The following is a 20,314-nucleotide window of genomic DNA, read 5'->3' on the forward strand; positions in this document are numbered from 1 at the left end:
AGGCATTAAGAGAGCATCCCTCTTTGGCGAAAACATCAAATAGCGAGTGTTCCGTTGAGGTAAGCACAACGAACAGAAAGTATTGAATTAACGTTGTCAACTTTCCACTGCGCTCCAGAAATTTTAATCCTTGTACCAAGAAGCTTAATAGCAGATTCCACTTGACACTATGTTCGGGTCTTGGTAAAAACTGTACTATTTACTAATGTCGTAAAGAACGCATTCCATAACGAAAAGGCTTATGGTTAATAGCAAATACCCAGATGAGAGTAAGTGGATGTTCGTAAGACAGGATAATAACGCACCTGACGGTGAAAAGCAAGACTACTACTATGGCACCTTAGAAGATTGTTTATGGCGTATGCATGTATGTATAGTTGATCAGCTTAATGACGAAGCCATACGAGAACTAGGTTATACATTTGATGAAGTCAGTAGATCAGAAATATGGTTTGAGGAGCAAAAAGATTTTTGGGCGAATACAGAGGATACTTCAAAAACGAGGCAATATGTAGCTGCAATGACAGAAAAGGCTGAACAAATTTTAGACTCTCTTCAAGCTAGAGTAAACGAGAAACTACAAAGGATCAAAACCCAGTGTCTAACAGCAGGAATTGTTAGTAGTACAAATTGGTTTATTAAATATAACGGCAATGACAATGAGGGGTAAAAGTAGCGAGCGTGACATGAGCCGCCACGTAACGTCTGAAAGTCTTTTTATAAAAGGGTTACAAAAATAAAATAGTTCTTTAACCCGAAATTCTCAGAAAAAGCTTGTTTTTGCAGTACCAATACAAGCCAACGCATTGGCATTGCAGGGTATTGCCAAATTTAATTCGCTACAAATTAATGAAATGCTGTACTAACAGAATCTCTAGACAGGGGTTACGATTAATAGAGTCTAAAACTTTTTTATTCATCCTAATGGGTTTGGCGCTGGCTTAAATCTATGTTCCTGAAGATGCTACTTTTAGACATTCTTTAAGAAACTGCTGGGGAATTTCTCTACTTTCTCCCCAATGCAGATGAACATAAGAAGCATAAATATTTGCAGGTAAACCCCATCCTTCGCATCCCATATTTTCTTCACAATCGTAGCGAGAAGTTTCAAATAGAGGCTTAGTGGGAGTTAAGGTTAAATGAGAACGATGAAATTCGTGTCCGTAAACAGTTGTATTTGCCTTAACTAATAAATTATCTTGCAAAGCGACTGCACGACGATAGCCTAAAGTTAAACGCCCACCCATTAGAGCAGATGTTGGTAGTACTCCCGCCATCGACCAAGATTTACCCTCAAAATCGATAATTTGCTCACACAAATACATCAATCCTCCACATTCGGCAACTGTAGGCATTCCTTTAAGTATTGCCGTTTTCACTGCATCACAAGCGCTGGTATTTTCTGCTAGTTGCTGGGCAAAAACTTCTGGGAAACCACCGCCAAAATACATTCCCTGGATATCTTTTGGTATACCAGCATCTTCTAAGGGACTCCAGAAAACCAATTCTGCACCAAGTTGTTGCAACAAATCGAGATTGTCCTGGTAATAAAAATTAAACGCGCGATCGCGGGCTACTGCAATCCTAACTGGGGATGAGGGAGATAAGGATGATGAAGTAGAGCCAGAAAGAGGTTCTGATTTTAACAAAGGTAATAAGCGTTGCCAGTCGAAGCAAGTATCTCCTAAATCGGCGAAGCGATCAATTAAAGCGTTGAGTTCGGGAAGTTCGGCTGTGGGTACTAAACCCAAATGGCGATCGGGAATTGTGATATTATCTTGACGCCGCAGTACGCCGAGAATGGGTAATTGTAAAGGTTCTAAGGAATCTTTGAGAAGAGAGAGATGGCGATCGCTTCCGACGCGATTTAATACTACCCCAGCTATTTTAATTCGGGGATCAAAAGATCGATAGCCGTGAGCGATCGCAGCTACAGAACCAGATAAACGACTGCAATCAATCACCAACACCACTGGCAAATCTAACAGCCGTGCGATGTGGCCCGTACTGGCAAAATCAGTTAGGCATTGAGCATTGTTATTTTTCTCCTTCTCCTCTGCTCCCCTGCTCCCCTGCTCCCCTACTTCTTCGCCACTCCCCTTCACTCCATCAAACAACCCCATTACCCCTTCCACTAGGGCATATTCACTCAGTTGACTATGACGGGCAAAACATTGCTGAACGTAGGTTTCAGAAGTCAATACGGGGTCTAAATTGCGACAAGCACGACCAGTTACGTGTTGATGAAACATCGGATCAATGTAGTCTGGCCCCACCTTAAAAGATTGCACCAGGCGATCGCGACGGCGTAAAGATGCTAAAAGGGTGAGCGTGACTGTTGTCTTACCCACCCCACTACGTTCCCCAGCAATGACTAAAGCCATAAATGAAACAAATTAGGTTTTTATGCAGCAACTATTTCGATTATTGGCTGTGTGTCTATCGTCACTTTTTGTAAAAGCAGATGCACCAGTTTCTCCAACCGACTAACTCAAACTTATACCAATTAGAAACAAGAAAACCAGCCAATTAGGGGAGTTAGGCTGAAAAAGTCTAATAGTATAGTTGGAAATTAGCCCAGAGTCAGATCGCAATAAGCTACCAGAAGAGGAACATTTTATGATAGTTGTGCATCATCTTAACAATTCGCGATCGCAGCGTGTGCTGTGGCTGCTTGAAGAATTAGGTATCGAATACGAGATCAAATTCTATGAACGCGATCCAAAGACGATGATGGCACCGGAGTCGCTGCGCCAAGTTCATCCCCTCGGCAAATCACCAGTAATCACAGATGCAGACTTGACGATCGCTGAGTCGGGTGCAATTATCGAATACCTAGTCGATCGCTATGGTAATGGTCGGTTAGTCCCAACATCCGCTACACCAGAGCATCTGCGCTACAAGTATTGGCTGCATTACGCCGAAGGCTCTGCAATGCCACCACTGGTGATGCGGCTGGTATTGAACAATTTTGGGGCAGGTGACAGCAGCGTGGTTAGCGGATTCGTCGCGCCCCAAATCAAACTTCACTTTGACTACATAGAAGGCGAACTCCGTAAAAATACGTGGTTTGTAGGCAATGAATTTACCGCCGCCGATATCCAAATGAGCTTTCCCCTAGAAGTAGTTGCTATGCTCCCCGAAGAGGTTAAGAACCGGCCAAAGCTCAAAGAATTTGTCGAGCGCATTCATGGACGACCTGCTTACAAACGCGCCCTGGAGCGTGGAGGTAAATACGACGTATCCTTTCAATAGATTTCTTGCATGAATCAAAATCCTCACCCTAAATCCCTCTCCCGCGCACGATTATTATTTTCACTCAAGAAATTTTTGAGTATTTTAGCTGATTGACAAAATGCCCTTTATTTTAAACTCTCACGGATGGAGTTGGGGTAATACGGATCGGTTAAGGTTTTTTGATGAAAATTATTGATCGCCAAAGACGCCACGCGATAAATCATCTTCTCTAGAAAGGACTGATTATTGTAGAGACGGCAATTCATCGCGTCTCTTGCCTCCAAGAAAAATAGAAAAACCCTTCAGATTATTGAAATATCTAAAAATCTGAAGGGCTTGTATTTAATTTTCGCAATTTTGGTAACTTTTATGCTTTCCAAGCGAAACTAACTATTTGTTTCCAATTTGAAAATATTCGCTGTCACTCCCAGACTTTCTTCAAAAAGTGACTCACGACCCCAGCGTTGTACCTGCTGACTCAGCAATGCTTCCGCCTTTTGTTCTGAAAGTGAAGTCACCTGTTGAAACAGACCGGCAGATTGAGCACCACCGTGGGTTTCCATCCGCATACAACCACCAGTTTCCGAGCAAATTACTGTACCACAGTCTGCCTTCGGATTAGTCGAACTGAGGCGCAAAGCAATCAAGTCGCCAGCAATCTCACCCACATCAGCAAGGGGAACGCCCGCTAATTCGGTTTCTACTTGCCGTTGGTCTTGGGCAATAAAATTAATGCGAGTGATGTCATAATCTCCGGTTTCCTTTTGATAGGAAACTGGCTGCCATCCTAGACGACTTGCCAACCAACCCAAAAACAGCAATGCTTGAGCGGGGTTGCCTTTTTCGTAATCAATAGTTACTCGGTCAACTTCCCGAAGGGCAGCCCGACGATGAGGTGAGTCGTAAGCTTCAGCTGTCAATTCTTGCCATGCTGAGAGGCGACGCCAGTTGAGGTCAGCCAGGGGAACACCACTTTCCACTAATTCTTGGAGACGGAGTAAATCACTTTCTGGCTCGTTAAAGCGGCAAGAATCCACAATCACATTATTGCAGACGTCTGCCAGCCGCTTGAATAGAGTATTGTTGGGGTCTGGTGTTGCTTTCCACCAGAGAAACTTTGGTAAGCCGCCAATTAACAATGCTGGAATCATGCCCCCTACCCGTTCCAAGGCAGCAGCAGTTCCACTGAGAGTGATGTATTCGCAGCAAATTAGTGTACTTGACGATTGCTTTTGGATTGGGCAATAGGCAGAAACTTGAGCCTTGACCCCTTTATCTTCGCCAGTAATGGGAAATAGCGCGATGATGCGGCAAGGGTTGCGGAGGGCGATTTCATCGGCAATTCTGGGGCTTGGGGCATTTAAGCTGGGAAGTTCAATAGAAACATTGTCTCCCGCAGCGCCGTTTCCTTGACGTTTGATGAATTCTTCTCTCAAGATAGCCAGGGTTTCACCTGTTGCTGTTCCAGTATCTGGCAGTGCATATTTTTTCTGCACTTGCCGCAAGGCAGATACCATCTGAGGCCCTAAAATCCCGTCAAGCGGGCCGTTGTAAAATCCCAAAGTAGCCAAAAGATACTGGGTTTCTTCGGGTTCATAAACCACTAAGGTAAATGTCGTGGCCCGAGTAGCAGCAGGAAGCCCACCGTCCTCGCCAGTAATGCCGTAACTTTGCCAAATTTGATTAAGTTCCGCTTCTATTTCGTTAAGCGAAATATCTTTTGGCGCCTGAAGTGAATAAATTGTAGAAGCTTGGGGAGCCATAGGAAGTTTTGGATTTTGGATTTTGGATTTTGGATTTGAGATTTGAGATTTTGGATTTTGGATTAAGAACTAGTAATTTGGTAATTAGTAATAGTTTTTCATATTCCCTATTATCTATTCCCGATTTCGCCGTCCCCAATCTAAAATCTAAAATCTAAAATCTAAAATTGTTAGAGTCTGCGCCAGCGACGGCCATCCTGGTTAATTAAGAATTCTGCTTCTGTTGGTTCCCAGGTACCGGCTTCATACTGGGGAATAGTATTTGCGTCGGCGGGTGCATCCCAAACGGAAAGGGCTGGTGTTACTACCTGCCAAGCTGCTTCTACTTCGTCTGCGCGGGTGAACAATGTTTGATCGCCCATCATACAATCAAGGAATAAGCGATCGTAGGCATCAGATGTTGCTTGGATGCCAAAGGAACCATAACTAAAGTCCATGTCAACGGAACGGGTACGGAATTCTGCCCCCGGCATTTTCACATCAAAACGCAGGGAAATACCTTCATTTGGCTGAATCCGCATCGTCAAAATATTGGCGTTTGTCTGTTGGGCGGCAGATTGGAACATCCGAGACGGAACTTCGCGGAAGTGAATGGCAATCTCACTGACTTTTTTCGGCATCCGCTTCCCGGTACGCAAGTAGAAAGGAACACCTTTCCAGCGCCAGTTATCTACCAAAAACTTCATGGCGACGTAGGTGGGTGTGGTGGAGTTGGGAGCAACGCCTGGTTCTGTCCGATACCCTGGCGCTGCTTGACCCTTCATCCAGCCAGCACTATACTGACCGCGTACTGCTGACCGTGACAGATTGTGAACATCAGCTAGACGAGTAGCTTGAAGTACCTTCACTTTTTCTGTGCGGATGCTGTCGGCATCCATTGCGTTGGGTGCTTCCATCGCCGTTAGGCAGTAAAGTTGCATTAAGTGGTTTTGCAACATATCCCGTAGTGCGCCGGCGCTTTCATAGTAACCAGCCCGGTCTTCCACTCCCACGGTTTCTGCCACGGTAATTTGCACGTGGTCAACAAATTGACGATTCCACAATGGCTCAAAAATCGCATTGGCAAAGCGAAACACCAGCAAATTCTGGACTGTCTCTTTACCCAAGTAGTGGTCAATGCGGTATACTTGGTTTTCTTTACAATATTTCTGTACGACTTGGTTAAGACTCTGGGCAGAAGCCAAGTCTCGACCAAAGGGTTTTTCAACTACTAGACGATGTTTGTAGGGATCTTCTAGCATCCCGGCGCTTCCTAGCTGCTTAATAGCTTCCGGAAAGAATGAGGGGGCAACCGAGAGGTAGAACATACGATTCCCTCGTGTGCCCCGTTTTTCGTCTAATTCAGTCAATAGGTTTTTCAGTTTCTGGTAGCCTTCGGGGTTATCGATATCCCCAGGGCTGTAGAACAGACCTTGAGAGAAATCTTGCCAAAGTTCTCCTAAATCGACATCAGCATGTGCCTCTTCCATGCCCTTTTGCATTTGTTCGCGGAAGTACTCATGGCTCCATTCTCGACGTGCCACACCGACAATGGTCGTTTCTGGTGGAATACGCCGTTCTCGCCGCAATTTGTAAAGTGCTGGCACTAGTTTGCGCCAGGTGAGATCGCCAGAAGCGCCAAAAATGACTATAATCTGGGGTTCGGGCATCCCTTGTTGTTGCAGACCAACGCGCAAGGGATTTTCTAGCAGACTAACCATAACAATTTTGGATTTTGGGTTTTGGATTTTGAGATTGGGCATGGGGCATGGGGCATGGGGCATTGGGCATGGGGCATGGGGCATGGGTTATTCTCCTTGTCCCCTTGTCTCCTTGTCCCCTTGTCCCCTTGTCCCCAATACCCAGTCCCTACACTGGTGACAATACCTTGATCTTTTCTTCTAAAGAGTTCATCAAGGACTGGAAGGGCTGGATAAACTTGTCAATACCATCGACTAACAGTTCATCCATTACGTTATCGAGATCGATATTGATGTCAGGATCTTTGAGGTTTTCGATCAGCGTGTAAGCATTATCTAAATCTGTTTCTAAGCGATCGCTTACGTTACAATGATCGGCACAAGCTTTAATCGTCGCTGGTGGTACGGTGTTGACGGTATCACGCCCAATCAACTCTTCGATATACATCACATCTCTGTAGTTGGGGTCTTTGGTGCTGGTGCTAGCCCAAAGTAGCCGTTGTACTGTGGCCCCTTTTGCTGCCAAATCTTGCCAACGCTCGCTTCTAATGATTTTCTTGTATTCCTGATACGCAATCTTAGCGTTAGCGATCGCTACTTTTCCTTTAACAGCTCTTAGCTTTGCTTCCACGGAAATATCATCAACGCCTTTTTTCAACTTAGCATCAATCTTGCCGTCAATGTTGCTATCGATCCGACTGAGGAAGAAGCTACCGACTGAAGCAATTTTACTGATATCCTTCCCTTCAGCCACCCGTTTTTCTAAGCCCCGAATATAAGTCATTGCTGTGTTTATATAGCTTTCTACAGAAAACAGCAGCGTAATATTGACATTTATCCCTTCGGCTATTACCTGTTCCACTGCTGGCAAACCAGGTTCTGTGCCGGGAATTTTAATCATCAAATTTTCCCGACCAACTTCTTGGAAATAGCGACGGGCTTCAGCTATGGTTGCTTCAGTATCATGAGCAATGGTTGGCGGTACTTCGATACTCACATAACCATCTAGTCTATTCGAGGCTTCATAAACAGGGCGTAAAATATCACAGGCATTACGGATATCTGCAAAAACTAGGGATTCGTAAATTTTGTCTATGGGTAAGCCAGCCCGAACTCCGGCTTCGATATCGGCATCATAAATAACGTTACCAGCGATCGCTTTTTCAAAGATCGCTGGATTAGAGGTAATCCCAGATATTCCTTGATTTTCAACCAGGTTTTTGAGTTCCCCTGATTGAATAATGTCACGGCTCAAATTATCCATCCAGATACTTTGACCGTATTGGTTAATTTCTAGTAGATGATTGGTAGACATAGCTCTAATTTATTTCACTCCTGTATAGTGATGCTTCTAAGTAAAGTTGGCAAAACCCATCAAATGCTGATGGTTACTTTTGAATTGTGGCGTTGCCAATCACTTATCGCATCGGCCAGCTGAGATAATCTTTAATACATCTTCAAGAAGTGCTATTCTGCATTCCCAATCCTAAATCACCATGATTAACTTTTAATTAATGCCATATAGACGCATCCTTGATGCTTTTGTCAACCTTGTTTAGTACGGCATAGCGGAAATAGTTATCTAGTTAAAAAAGATAAAGAAGCCAATGAAACAAGCAATATTCCTTCTGCCTCCTGCCAACGCTCGCGGACTCGCTAACGCTGCGCTATCCTGCCTTCTGCCTTCTTACACTAGTGTCCGTTTTGAATAAAAGACTCCACCTTTGCGACATCCTCTTTGCTACCAATAATTAAAGGCGTGCGCTGATGCAGTTTTTTTGGTACTACATCCAAGATATTTACCAGTCCTGTAGTAGCACGGCCACCTGCTTGTTCAATCAAAAAGGCGAGAGGAGCCGTTTCATAAAGCAAGCGTAATTTTCCTTCTGGGTTTTGAATTGTGCCTGGGTAGAGAAACACGCCGCCTTGAACCAAAATTCTATGGATGTCGCTCACCATTGCGCCGCTATAACGAGCGCTGTAGCCTTCTGTGCGATGAACGTAGCGGATGTATTCTCGAATTGATTCTTCCCACTGCCAAAAGTTACCCTCGTTCACGCTGTAAACAGAACCGTGGTTAGGAATGCGAATATTTTCTTCTGTGAGAATAAACTCTCCTAAGCTGGGATCAAGAACAAAGGAATGAACGCCCTTACCTATAGTATAAACCAGCATCGTGCAGGGCCCATACAGGATGTATCCGGCAGCGAGTTGCTTACGTCCATTGGTGAGGAGGTCAGTTGCCTTACCATCGCTATCAGTTCCTTCTTGTTGGCGAATGGCGAAAATGGAACCTAAGCTAAGATTATTATCAGTATTGGATGAGCCATCAATTGGGTCATACAGCAGGGTATAGCGGCCAATCGGGCAATTTTCGGGAATGTAGTAGGGATTTTCCATTTCCTCAGACGCGAGGCGACACACTAAGCCGCTTTGCTTAAACACTGAGATAAATACATCATTGGCATAAACATCCATCTTTTTGACGGATTCGCCTTGGACATTAACTTCTCCAGTAAATCCAAGAACGCCTTCCATTAAACCGGCGCGGCTCATGCGACGAGCAACCAGTTTCCCGGCCAGGGCGATGCGATTCATCAGCGCACTCAAATCCTGTGCATCTGGCGAAAAACTCTGAAGTTGTTGGAGGACGTGACGGGATAAGGTTGTACAGTCACGATCTAAAGCTCTGTCTGTAGCATCGTAGGTAGATAAGTCTAAAGATTCTGGCGCTTTAGCCATTTTTATGTTCTCCGCAGCCACTAGCTGTTAATTGGGTTTTAGTCATCTATAGCAACTTATAGTTGCTGCTTCTATCTTAGAAAGGTAATTTGATAACTTAGATGCGACTTTAGATAAACTAAAGAAATGAGTTTTTGCTGACCCCCTGCACCCAGAGCCTAGTACTGCAAGGCGGAAGTCAAAAGTCACGCATAATTATATTCCAAGCTCTTGCGCCATTTGAAATGGTATATTTATTTACGCCATGCTGTACTAGATAGTTCGACTGAACACGACTTTCTCAAACAAGCGGGTATGCCTACACATCCTAGTCAACAAACTAAAATCCCCAGATTTGCGGCAGGGACTATAGGTTTACTCTGAAACATTAATACGAAACTACTATCAGATTTGCCCAAGGCAAGCAATCTGCCTGGTTAACTAAGATACTTTTGGTTGCTGCCATAGGATGAGTTTCAATTCAGAGCAGTAGTAAGCCTCATCACTGATTTGGTGTTGGTGGTCAGCTATCCAATCATAAATTTGTGTTGCTTTTGCTAATGCCACTTTTTCTGAACGATAAAGCTGAGGAGTAGGGCAGTAGGCTTGGCCATTGATGTGTATAGCTGCAATCTGCCAATAATCGCTCTCTGGTACAACTTCTAAAAACCCGTTACTGTAAGGCTGGATTATTCCTATGTTCATCTACAACCATCAAACTTTCTAACATTGGTCACAACAAAGCCGATACCAGCCAATTCTTCTGAGTCAAAGCTGGAATCACCAGGGAATGCAGTCGCAACCCCTGCTAATGATTTTGGGTTCGTAGTCAATGGAAATCTGAATTATTGGTCACTTTTTTGGCTTGATTCCTTTATTGGCAGCAACAATAGCACAAGGCAGTGGCCAGCGCGGCTACATTGTGATTGCCCAGGGAGCATCCCAATTTTGCCAAATAGACACAGGACTGGTACAAAAACCCTTTACAAACCTATTTCCTTTGCGTTCTTTGCGTCCTTTGCGGTTCGTTATTTCATTCTCCGCATTTGATTTGAGCGATTTCTTTATAAGTGCTTTATAGTTAATGACAATAAGCGACAAAAAAATGGGACTTTGGGATAGGGCTTAGAGGAGCTACCCCATGCTTTCAAAAGATAAGGCAAAAGTCAGGTTGCTAGACCGTTACTATAGTTAAAATAGCCTGTATTAATACTTCTAGGTCAATTGGTTTAGAAATATGCTGTTGAAATCCGGCCGCTAGTGCCTGTTGTCGATCGATTTCTCCCGCATAAGCAGTCAGGGCGATCGCTGGAATTTCTCCGCTTTGATCGGGTGACTGCTTTCTAATTTGACGAATTAGTGTGTAGCCATCCATATCGGGCATACCAATATCACTAATTAACAAATCAAATTTTGCTTGCATCAAATTGCTCAGAGCATCATGTGCTGAGTCTGCTTCAGTCACTTGTGCCCCGTACTGTTCTAGCACGAAGGCAATGAACTCCCGCGAATCTTTATCATCGTCTACAAGCAGCACTTGCAATCCATTGAGATTGAAGTCTGAGCGATCGCGATCGGCTGTATTATCTTGATTCAATTTTGAAGCAGCGATGAGTGGAAGTTTGACTGTAAACACTGCTCCTTGCCCTTCTCCAGGACTGGCTGCCTGAACGGTTCCGCCATGTAATTCAACCAAATGACGCACGATCGCTAACCCTAACCCCAACCCGCCAAATTTTCGAGTCGTTGTCCCATCGGCTTGGCGAAAGTAGTCAAAGACGTAGGGCAGAAAGTCACCAGAGATCCCCCTACCAGTGTCGCTGATAGTGATTTGAGTGTATTCCGCAGGATGAGTATCTACTTCATCCTTTGTACTTTCTAACCGTACTTCTACTTGACCACCCTGTGAGGTAAATTTAATTGCATTAGAAAGTAGATTCCAAACAACTTGTTGCAGGCGACCAGAATCACCCAATACTTGCCCAACGTTCGGTTCAAATATTGTTTGAATCTGAATAGATTTAGCTTCAGCAGCAAGCCGCACGGTTTCAAGGGCAGCTTTGATGGTAAAAGTTAGACCGACTGGAACTGTGTTTAAACTCAACTTGCCTTGGAGAATGCGCGACACATCGAGCAAATCTTCGATTAATTGTGCTTGCAGTTTAGCGTTGCGCTCGATTGTTTCGAGGGCGTACTGAGTTTTAGCTGCGTCCTGGTGACTCTTTTGCAGAATTCTTGCCCAACCCAGAATTGGATTCAGGGGCGATCGCAATTCATGAGACAGCACTGCCAAAAACTCATCTTTGATTCGGTTGGCTTGCTGCGCTTGTTCAGTTTGTTGTTGCAAAGAAATCATCAATTGATTGAGGCGATCGTTTTGATCTTGCAGCAATCCTTCTGCTCGCTTACGTTCGGTGATATCGGATAGGATGAAAACGGCGCCTGTGAGAGTCCCATGCTCATCAAATACCGGGTCGAAGGTTTTGGCAAACCATCGTCCTTTCGACTGAAATTCGAGAACTTGCCGTTGGTGAGTTTCTTTCGCCCGGCGAAAACAAGTGCCATCGCCGATTCCCAATTCTGCGCCCATCAATTCATGGTGGGCATAACCTAAAATTTCTTGGTAGGGCTTGCCAAAAAGCTGCATCATCGCTCGATTACAGCGCAGAATTATACCTTCTTGATCTACCAGAGATACACCGTCATTGATGGAGTCAAAGGTGGTTTGCCACTCCCGCGCTGAGGACAAAGCAGCTTCCTCTGCCCGGCGAATTCGCAGCAGCGATCGCAAAGTGGCAAGCAGTTCAATAGGTTCAACAGGTTGTGCTAAATAGGCATCAGCACCACTGTTCAAGCCTTCTGCTTTATCCTGGCTTTGGACAAAACTTGCAGAAAGGTGTAGCACAGGGATAAAAGCCGTTTCCGGGTTTGCCTTAATTTGGCGACAGACTTCAAAGCCACTGATATCTGGTAGTTGGACATCTAAAATTACTAAGTCAGGCTGAAAGTTAGCAACGATTTCTAATCCTGCCGCTCCGGTTGCCGCTTCCACGACACTAAAACCTGCATTTTGCAAAATACGGGTAACAATGTAACGATTGGCTTCGTTATCGTCAATATGCAGGATCGTAACTCGTGGCTCAGACATGACTTTTCCCTGAAACCTCTAGAATAAGTCCGGCTTTGACAAGGGCATCTTGAAGTTGGGCGATCGCCGTCCTTTGAGAGCCTGTTTCTTTGGAAACAATGGCGATGCTTTGTGCCGCTAACTGGCTCTGCACTTCTGCATCCAGTTGAGCAGATGAATGGATGATCACAGGAATCGACTGAGTGAGGGAATTGTTTTTAAGCTGCTTGAGTACATCAAACCCGCCCATCTCTGGCATCTCCAAGTCCAGCACGATCGCGTTTGGTTGCTCGTATTGTGCCAAATTTAATCCTTCCTGTCCGTTCGTGGCTTCTAAAATACTCAACGGTGTATTTATTAACAACTGTTTCACCAGATACCGATAGGCGGGGTCATCATCAATTAACAAGATTTTTTGAGGCTTGTTCTCAGTAATTAGCGTATTAAGTTTATTCAACAGGGGCAATCTGTCTACCGGCTTAATTAGAAAACCGTCTGCTCCTAGCGCCAGTGCTTGTTTTTCGTTATCAATGATGGTAATAACGAGTACAGGGATAGTACGGGTTGTTTCATCTCCTTTGATTTCTCGCAAGAACGTCCAGCCGTTTTGCCCTTCCAGCAGAATATCTAGCATAATCGCCGCCGGCCGAAATTGTTGTAAGGCAAGCCTTGCCTGAGCTAAGGTGCGGGTCGCAATCAATTGATAGATTGATTCCTGAAGATGCTTTTCGTAAATAAATAGAGTTTCTGGATGATCCTCAACCACCAGAATGGGCAGGCGAGTTGGCTCAACTGATGCGATTGGTTGCAGTACGGTGGTCAATTCGGTGGTATGTGGGTAGACGATGGGAATCAAGGCTGTAAAGGTAGAGCCTTCACCCAGCTGACTTTTCACCGAAATGCTGCCGCCAATTAGCTCCGCTAGCTTGCGCGATAACGGCAATCCTAAACCGGTTCCCTTCACCTGCTTTTGTAGAGGGGACTCAATTTGCATAAAATCCTCAAAAATCCGCTCTTGATCGGCGGGAGCAATGCCGATGCCCGTATCAGATACAGAGAAGGTGACGGTATGACCCGTTTGCACCGCGCTGACGCGCACCTCTCCCTGCTCGGTAAATTTGAGCGCATTCGAGACAAAGTTTCTCAGAATTTGAGCGACTTTCCCCTCATCGGTATAGAGCGGCGCAATACCTTCAGGTTCCTCGACAATCAGTGCCACAGAGGAGCCTTGAACCAATAATGGGCGCAGCATCCCCCGCAGCGTACCAAACAAGTCACTCACTTCAAAAGAACTGGGATGCACTTCAATTTTTCCAGCTTCCACTTTTGCTAAATCCAGCAAGTCGTTGACCAATTCTGATAATCCGCTTGCCGCCTTTTGGATGAATGTCACCTGCTTTTCTTGCTCGATGGTCAAATCGCCATCCATCCGGGCCAGCAGCATCCGAGAGAGGGAGAGAATTGAGTTGAGCGGCGTGCGAAACTCGTGGCTCATGTTCGAGAGAAAGCGGGTTTTTAGCTCGTTTACCTGTTGCAGGGAGCTTGCCTTTTCATCCAGTTCTGCATATAGGGCAACCACACCGCGATTAGTATCTTCCAGTTCCTGATTGAGTTGGCTCAGTTCTTCCTCGCGCTTGCGTAGCTCTGCCATTGCCCGGAGTAATTCTTGGTTTTGCTGCTGGATTTCTTGATAGGGATTTTCGGGCGATCGCCCAATTACGGTTTCTCGAATCTGCTGCAATTGCGAATTGGTGAAAGTGGGTGTGCGCTTCGACAACTTTTTGCCGATTGTTACCGTTGTTCCTTGCTCGGGAAGCGATTCAATCTCAAAGAAATCCATCAACCTGCGGGTGCCCACGATGCCTAGCCCCATTCCTGTATCGGAGGTGTAGCGTCCTGCCAAAACGTCTGCCAAATGAGGAATGCCCCCACCCCGATCCTGAATCCGAATCAGAAACGTCTGAGGCTCTCCTGCCACGGAAAATTCAACTGTTCCGCCTTTGGCATATTGAAAGGCGTTGCGGGCAATTTCGGAAACTGCCGTTGCCAATCGCGCCCGATCTTGAGCATCAAAGCCCAACTGCTCGGCGATCTCACGAGTTCGTTGCCGAGCTTGCACAACATCCTGTTCGTACTGGATGGCGATCGTGAAAACGCTTGTCATCTGCCCATTCCTTTTGCGACCAACACAGTCACATCGTCTCGCTCTCGGTTAAAGTCTCGGTATAGCACACCTGCAATCAAGCTGGGATGTTTTTGAATTAAGCCTGGATAGCGATCGATCTGCCACTTAGCGCCTAATCCGTCAGAATGCATAATTAAAAGTCCGTTGCCATACCAGGGATAGCTAAACTCTTGAATTTTGCGGATTTCATGTCCGACTGTGCCATTATGAGAGACCAGATTGTGATGCTCAGTAAATGAGAAAATGCTGGCAGCGATGTTGCCAATTCCGGCAAAGCGGACAGACTGTTGGTCAAAGTCGATTTCGGCAATGGCCAGTGCGGCTCCTCGCGTACTTCGCAAGGCGGCGTGGGCAGCTTCGACGATCGCACCAGGAGAACGATGAAGATGTTCTTGAAAGATTCTCACGGTTGCGTCAGCAGCACTGGCAGCCGCAGGCCCATGCCCTAAACCATCGGCTACTAGCAACAGGCTACGGCAACAATCGACTTCACAGACCCAGGTATCTCCTGAAACCTCTTCTCCCCGTATAGGCAAACAGATCGCTCCAATTTCTAAAACCTTTTCAGGTAGATGGGGTGCTGAGTCTGGCCAGAGGTGAGCGAGGAGCGCTGTTCCTTGGTTGGGAATGGAGTAAATTTCAAATAAACCAGAAAGGCGACGAATTGCACCCATACCATTACCCAAGGTTCCGGCTGTGGAAAAGCCATCTTGCAAACACTCATCCACATCGACCATTCCCCGTCCTTTATCTAGCGATAAAATTTCAATGCCAATTTTGGAATGTTGCTTGAGCGATCGCAGCAACACAACTCCGCCGTGGGCGTGCTGTACCAGATTGTTCGCAATTTCTGTCACCACAATCCCAACCTTGCCCCGTTCTGTTTCCTCAAAACCGAGCCGAGTTGCTAAAGCCATCGCTGCCCGTCTGGCTTCCCCGGTCTGGCTAGATTCAGTAATTGTGACAGCGACAGATTCTTTCATTTTATTTCCATCGTACAATTTTTATCAGTGTCCCTTCTCCCACCACAGACTGAATCTCAAACTCGTTGGCAAGTCGTTTGGCACCACCCAGCCCCATACCTAAACCACTGCCCGTGGTGAACCCATCCTTTAGAGCCAGTTCGATATCGGAAATTCCTGGCCCCCGATCTTCAAAGGTCAGCCGGAGTCCTCGTCGTCGCCCTTCCTGAAGCGTTTCTAGCTTGACTGTGCCGCCCCCTCCGTAGTCTAGGGTATTGCGGGCTAACTCACTGGCAGCGGTAACAATTTTAGTTTGGTCTACTAAGCCAAAGCCAATTTCCACGGCCAGCTGGCGCACGGCTTGCCGAACTAAAACTACATCACCAGAAGATTGAATGTTGATCGTTTCAGTCTTCTGCATCATCATCTGCTGCACGCCATTTAATAGCAGTGCTTTGATTTCTGGTTTCACTGAGTGACGATCGCAACAATGCCATACCCTTTTCTACGTTTAGGGCAGTGCGAATGCCCGTCAGCGACATCCCCAATTCCACTAGGGTAATTGCCACGGCAGGCTGCATCCCGACGACAACTGTCTCAGCATCCAGCACCCGTGACATTTTGGCAATATTACCTAAAATCCTACCAATGAAGGAATCAACAATCTCTAATGCAGAAATATCAATCAATACACCGTGAGCGTGAGTTTCAGTAATGCGGCTGGTCAGGTCGTCCTGTAGCGTCATTGCGAGGCGATCATGCATATCTACTTGGATTGTCACAAGTAGAAAATTGCCCATTTTAAGTATAGGAATGCTTTCCATTGCTTTCTTCCAGCTATTTGGATTGAGAGCGGGTAATGGTCGTTCCCAACTGTTTTAGTGCCGTCAGAAAGGCATCGGCTAACGTTGCTTTTGTGACTACATTTGTCAAATCAATGCCGAGATAAACGATTGTTTGGGCAATTTGCGGACGAATGCCACTGATCATACAATCAGCTCCCATGAGACGGGCGGCGGTAACGGTCTTGAGCAGATGTTGAGCAGTCAGGGTATCGACAGTGGGAACCCCGGTAATGTCAATGATGGCAACTTCGGAACTGGTTTCGACAATCTTCTGCAATAACGACTCCATCATCATTTGAGTGCGGGCACTATCCAGAGTGCCGATAATCGGCAATGCCAAAATTCCCTCCCAGAGTTTAACCACTGGGGTAGACAGCTCCATCAACTCTTCCTGCTGCCGCAAAATCACCTCTTCTCGCGCCTTTTGATAGACTTCAATTGTCAGCAATCCTAGCTGATCCAGTAAGTTTGTGGCTAACCAGATATTTTCACCCAACTCAATGGGGTCTTTCAATTGCTGACGCATTCGTTTGAAGAGGGGTTGCTTGAACGAAAAGACGAATGTAGCCGTTTCTGAGGGTGTGAAGCCATTTTGCGATCGCGATCGAGAAATGCTGTTCAGCATCTCCCGCATTTCCTGCCACGCCGCTGCCTGAATATTGGTAAAGTTGCCCCGCCCAACGGCAACTCGAAACAAACTAAGGAATTCCCGGCACTCCTCCTTTAGCTGGGCTTCTTTAATCAAGCCTCTGCGAATATTGACAATGGCTAGTTCCTGAGTCCACTCCGACAGCAAGTCTGCCTCGAAGGTTTCTAATATCTCTGATATCTTACTTTCGCTCATCGTTTCTCTGAGGGCAACCGCTTTCATTAGTTAAAAATCAGTGTATGACGATTCAGCCCAAGGTGAAAGCGATGATTACAAAAAGCCTAAAAGCTTGCTAGGTATGAAGTGCAATAAATTGTGCAGGCATAGAGCAATGACTGCGGTAAATGCTCGCCTACGCTAAGATTGATTGAGAATCGGCAAAGAAGTTACAAAAAAATGCGATCGTCTAAAAAGTGTATTTAATGCAAATTTCGAGACTGTGGTTGAATGGGAACTGGAGAACGAGAAGGTACTTTATCGCGCCTTAATAGTAAAGGAATACTGAAAAATCCTAAAATAATTACTACTCCAGTCATTATCCAAACCATTAACCTATTTGGTCTATAGTCGCCTCGTTCAATTTGCCAGAAAACTTGGTTGTATCGCCACGCAGCTAAGGCAATAGTCGAAATTCCAAAAATTACCAAAGCAACACCCAAATTTTCCGAGTTAGATAATGGACTTACCGGAGGCTCTTGTTGAGTAATAGCAATATTCAACTGGCGCAGAAATATACCAAATCGTGCGATCGCAAAACCAAAACCAATCAATGCAATAGAAGTGCGTAACCAAGCCAGAAATGTACGTTCATTCGCTTGATGCTCCCTTTGACGGTCAATTTTCGGTATTTTATCCATAATTATCTTCTGAGGCTAAGTTTGCCTTAAAAAGTATTCATAACATTGATGAATAGCATGGACTAACACCACACAGGACTTATGCAACTCGCAGAATCGCCCTCGCTGCGGCGAAAGCGCACCTTCAATATCAACAAGGTATTAATACTTATAGCCCAAGCGATCGCTAGAATCTTTACAATATTAAATAAGGTAAAGATGTATATCAGAGTCAAAATCAATGGCACTATTCGGATTTGGCAAAAAGGCAGTTATGCCCACGCCTGAGGAAGCTTTGTCAGGAAGGGCACAATCTATGTCAGTACCCGCCGCTCATTATGTCAATAAGAATCCCTTAAAACCTCCTTATCCCGATGGATTAGAGAAGGCAATCTTTGGCTTGGGCTGTTTTTGGGGTGCAGAACGCAAATTCTGGCAACTTAAAGGAGTTTACACCACCGCAGTCGGTTACGCTGCTGGTTTAACACCCAACCCCACTTATGAAGAGGTATGTAGTGGGCGAACGGGTCACAATGAAGTGGTATTGGTTGTGTTTGATCCCAAAGTGATTAGTTATGCCGAACTACTCAAAGTCTTTTGGGAAAGCCACAATCCCACACAAGGTATGCGCCAAGGAAATGATACTGGCACTCAATACCGTTCGGGAATTTATGTATATTCCGAAAATCAAAAGCAGCTAGCAGAAGCATCGCGGGAAGCTTATCAGCAAGCCCTCAACAGCGCAGGTTATGGCAAGATTACTACAGAAATCTTGGATGCGCCGGAATTTTACTACGCTGAAGCTTACCATCAGCAATACCTCGCTAAAAATCCCAACGGGTATTGTGGTTTGGGAGGGACAAATGTTTCTTGTCCCGTGGGTGTAGTTGAATCGCAAGTTAGTAGTTAGAAGGAAGCAGGGGAGCAGAGGGGCAGAGGAGCAGGGGAGAATAAATAATACCAATGCCCAATGCCCCACTAAAATGCAGCTTTAAGCAAAGCGATCGCTCGCACCCACAACATAATACTAATAGGCGCTCCAAGTAGAATCCCAGCGATCGCCCAGCCTCTTTGATGGGCTCTGAATTGTTCAATACTGCGCCACCGTCTACTTTTCCAAGCCCATTCATTGCCTTTTGCACCAAGTGCGATCGCCATTAACCACCAGGCATTAGGTACAAAACAGAATAAACCATACCACACTTGATTCGGCCACATCCACAACCAAGGCATCAGAAAAGCGCCCCAATTCCAACCGAGAATTTCCTCTGGGACTGTTTCGTTCTGATTATTGATCCCACACCCAGAATTGTTGATGATTTCTTTTAGCGGCAAAAGCTGATGCTTATTTGCAGATTTGACAGTTAGTCCTGATTTGAGGGCATTCAGCGCAACGCTTGCACTAGTAAATCTTTGTTCGGGAGCGGGTTCTATCAACTTTTGTAGCCAGCTGACAAAACTGGGACTGAGGTTAACTCGGTCTGTAAATTGCAGTCGCAAATCCTGCTGGGGTAAATCACAGGGGGAAGTTCCAGTCAGCAAATGAATCAAAGTCGCTCCCAGTGCATATAAGTCTGAAGCCGCAACTGCTCGACCACCAAATTGTTCCATTGGGGCATAACCATAAGTACCGACAACGGTAAAAGTAACGCCCTCTCTTGCCGCTTTATCTTGAACTGCGCCAAAATCAACTAAATAAATCCGATTATCGTCGCCCCAGATTAAATTGCTTGGTTTAATATCTCTATGCAACACTCCAGGATTTAACTCATGTAGATAGGTGAGAATATTTAAAACTTCAACAGCAATTTTTCTCGCTCGCTTTTCACTAAACCTTTTGCCAACAGCAAGTTTTTCCTTAAGCGACTCACCAGGAATATATTCTTGTATTAAGCCAAACCAGAGTGTGCGATCGTCGATACAAAAATAATCTATATATCGAGGGATGCGGGGATGATTTAGCTGTTTAAGAATTTGTGCTTCCCTCTCAAAAAGTTTCAGGTCATCCCACTGTACAGTACCGCCAAAGGCCAAAAGTTTAACCACAACAGTGGAATTTTCGCCATTAGAGGCTTGTAAATCTTTTGCTAGCCAAGTTTGACGAATTCCATTGTTGCCGAGTTGGCGCTGGATTTGATAACGATCTTGTAATATTTGTTCTGGTTGCAGCATCTTACACCTGCTGGCAATTTACGTTGATCTGATTCCCTTATATTCAAGGATAGTCATTATCTACAAAAACTGTGGCAGCCTGATAATTTCTTGAAAACAGTTGAAGATTCCAATTTTGGGGTTCTCTAGAAAATTAGT

General features: G+C 45.4%; 18 protein-coding genes and 1 pseudogene. 4 read left to right on the forward strand and 15 right to left on the reverse strand.

Features of this window, described 5'->3' with window-relative positions; genetic code table 11:
• Positions 1-35: 35 nt before the first annotated feature.
• A pseudogene (locus tag HWQ40_RS24410) lies at positions 36-161 on the reverse strand (ISKra4 family transposase); the annotation flags it as partial.
• Positions 162-241: 80 nt separating this feature from the next.
• On the opposite strand from HWQ40_RS24410, the gene HWQ40_RS24415 reads away from it, so the two are divergent.
• Positions 242-670: a hypothetical protein gene (locus HWQ40_RS24415; protein ID WP_292782925.1), complete on the forward strand. Its 429-nt coding sequence runs from the start codon at positions 242-244 to the stop codon at positions 668-670.
• A 277-nt stretch (positions 671-947) separates the two neighbouring features.
• Here HWQ40_RS24415 and HWQ40_RS24420 read toward each other — a convergent pair whose 3' ends face one another.
• Complete coding sequence (locus tag HWQ40_RS24420; RefSeq protein ID WP_292782928.1) at positions 948-2,384, reverse strand: cobyrinate a,c-diamide synthase; 1,437 nt, start codon at positions 2,382-2,384, stop codon at positions 948-950.
• Positions 2,385-2,619: 235 nt separating this feature from the next.
• Between HWQ40_RS24420 and HWQ40_RS24425 the strand changes: the two genes are divergently transcribed.
• Positions 2,620-3,255: a glutathione S-transferase gene (locus HWQ40_RS24425; RefSeq protein WP_292782930.1), complete on the forward strand. Its 636-nt coding sequence runs from the start codon at positions 2,620-2,622 to the stop codon at positions 3,253-3,255.
• Between the two features lie 368 nt (positions 3,256-3,623).
• Here HWQ40_RS24425 and opcA read toward each other — a convergent pair whose 3' ends face one another.
• The 12 genes from opcA to HWQ40_RS24485 all read right to left on the reverse strand — a co-directional run bounded on the left by opcA (position 3,624) and on the right by HWQ40_RS24485 (position 18,025).
• Positions 3,624-5,000: a glucose-6-phosphate dehydrogenase assembly protein OpcA gene (gene opcA / locus HWQ40_RS24430; protein WP_292782932.1), complete on the reverse strand. Its 1,377-nt coding sequence runs from the start codon at positions 4,998-5,000 to the stop codon at positions 3,624-3,626.
• 170 nt (positions 5,001-5,170) lie between these two features.
• Complete coding sequence (gene zwf / locus HWQ40_RS24435; protein WP_292783529.1) at positions 5,171-6,700, reverse strand: glucose-6-phosphate dehydrogenase; 1,530 nt, start codon at positions 6,698-6,700, stop codon at positions 5,171-5,173.
• A gap of 148 nt (positions 6,701-6,848) precedes the next feature.
• Positions 6,849-7,994 carry a transaldolase gene (gene tal, locus HWQ40_RS24440; protein WP_292782934.1) on the reverse strand — a complete coding sequence of 382 codons (1,146 nt, stop codon included), beginning with the start codon at positions 7,992-7,994 and terminating at the stop codon, positions 6,849-6,851.
• A 377-nt stretch (positions 7,995-8,371) separates the two neighbouring features.
• Positions 8,372-9,421: a class 1 fructose-bisphosphatase gene (gene fbp, locus HWQ40_RS24445; RefSeq protein WP_292782937.1), complete on the reverse strand. Its 1,050-nt coding sequence runs from the start codon at positions 9,419-9,421 to the stop codon at positions 8,372-8,374.
• A gap of 420 nt (positions 9,422-9,841) precedes the next feature.
• Positions 9,842-10,105: a hypothetical protein gene (locus tag HWQ40_RS24450; RefSeq protein ID WP_292782940.1), complete on the reverse strand. Its 264-nt coding sequence runs from the start codon at positions 10,103-10,105 to the stop codon at positions 9,842-9,844.
• 469 nt (positions 10,106-10,574) lie between these two features.
• Positions 10,575-12,548, reverse strand: coding sequence for a response regulator (locus HWQ40_RS24455; RefSeq protein ID WP_292782943.1), 1,974 nt, complete (start codon positions 12,546-12,548; stop codon positions 10,575-10,577).
• Positions 12,541-14,691: an ATP-binding protein gene (locus tag HWQ40_RS24460; RefSeq protein WP_292782946.1), complete on the reverse strand. Its 2,151-nt coding sequence runs from the start codon at positions 14,689-14,691 to the stop codon at positions 12,541-12,543. Before HWQ40_RS24460 ends, HWQ40_RS24455 begins: the two co-directional genes overlap by 8 nt.
• On the reverse strand, positions 14,688-15,695 hold the full coding sequence (locus HWQ40_RS24465; RefSeq protein ID WP_292782948.1) for an ATP-binding SpoIIE family protein phosphatase: 1,008 nt from the start codon (positions 15,693-15,695) through the stop codon (positions 14,688-14,690). Before HWQ40_RS24465 ends, HWQ40_RS24460 begins: the two co-directional genes overlap by 4 nt.
• Position 15,696: 1 nt before the next feature.
• Positions 15,697-16,146 carry an anti-sigma regulatory factor gene (locus tag HWQ40_RS24470; protein WP_292782950.1) on the reverse strand — a complete coding sequence of 150 codons (450 nt, stop codon included), beginning with the start codon at positions 16,144-16,146 and terminating at the stop codon, positions 15,697-15,699.
• A complete protein-coding gene (locus tag HWQ40_RS24475) occupies positions 16,082-16,498 on the reverse strand; it encodes an STAS domain-containing protein (protein ID WP_292782953.1) in 417 nt (138 codons plus the stop codon). Before HWQ40_RS24475 ends, HWQ40_RS24470 begins: the two co-directional genes overlap by 65 nt.
• Before the next feature lie 13 nt (positions 16,499-16,511).
• Positions 16,512-17,390 carry an STAS domain-containing protein gene (locus HWQ40_RS24480; protein ID WP_292782956.1) on the reverse strand — a complete coding sequence of 293 codons (879 nt, stop codon included), beginning with the start codon at positions 17,388-17,390 and terminating at the stop codon, positions 16,512-16,514.
• 197 nt (positions 17,391-17,587) lie between these two features.
• Positions 17,588-18,025, reverse strand: a complete 438-nt coding sequence (locus HWQ40_RS24485; RefSeq protein ID WP_292782959.1) for a DUF202 domain-containing protein — start codon at positions 18,023-18,025, stop codon at positions 17,588-17,590.
• 81 nt (positions 18,026-18,106) lie between these two features.
• Here HWQ40_RS24485 and HWQ40_RS24490 point away from each other — a divergent pair, with 81 nt between their 5' ends.
• On the forward strand, positions 18,107-18,292 hold the full coding sequence (locus tag HWQ40_RS24490) for a hypothetical protein (protein WP_292782962.1): 186 nt from the start codon (positions 18,107-18,109) through the stop codon (positions 18,290-18,292).
• Positions 18,246-18,914: a peptide-methionine (S)-S-oxide reductase MsrA gene (gene msrA, locus HWQ40_RS24495; protein ID WP_292782965.1), complete on the forward strand. Its 669-nt coding sequence runs from the start codon at positions 18,246-18,248 to the stop codon at positions 18,912-18,914. Before HWQ40_RS24490 ends, msrA begins: the two co-directional genes overlap by 47 nt.
• 68 nt (positions 18,915-18,982) lie before the next feature.
• Here the strand turns inward: msrA and HWQ40_RS24500 are convergent, their stop codons facing one another.
• Positions 18,983-20,176 carry a serine/threonine-protein kinase gene (locus tag HWQ40_RS24500; protein ID WP_292782967.1) on the reverse strand — a complete coding sequence of 398 codons (1,194 nt, stop codon included), beginning with the start codon at positions 20,174-20,176 and terminating at the stop codon, positions 18,983-18,985.
• Between the last annotated feature and the right edge of the window lie 138 nt (positions 20,177-20,314).

This window comes from Nostoc sp. NMS9 (assembly GCF_017114995.1).
In the GTDB taxonomy this organism is placed as follows: domain Bacteria; phylum Cyanobacteriota; class Cyanobacteriia; order Cyanobacteriales; family Nostocaceae; genus Nostoc.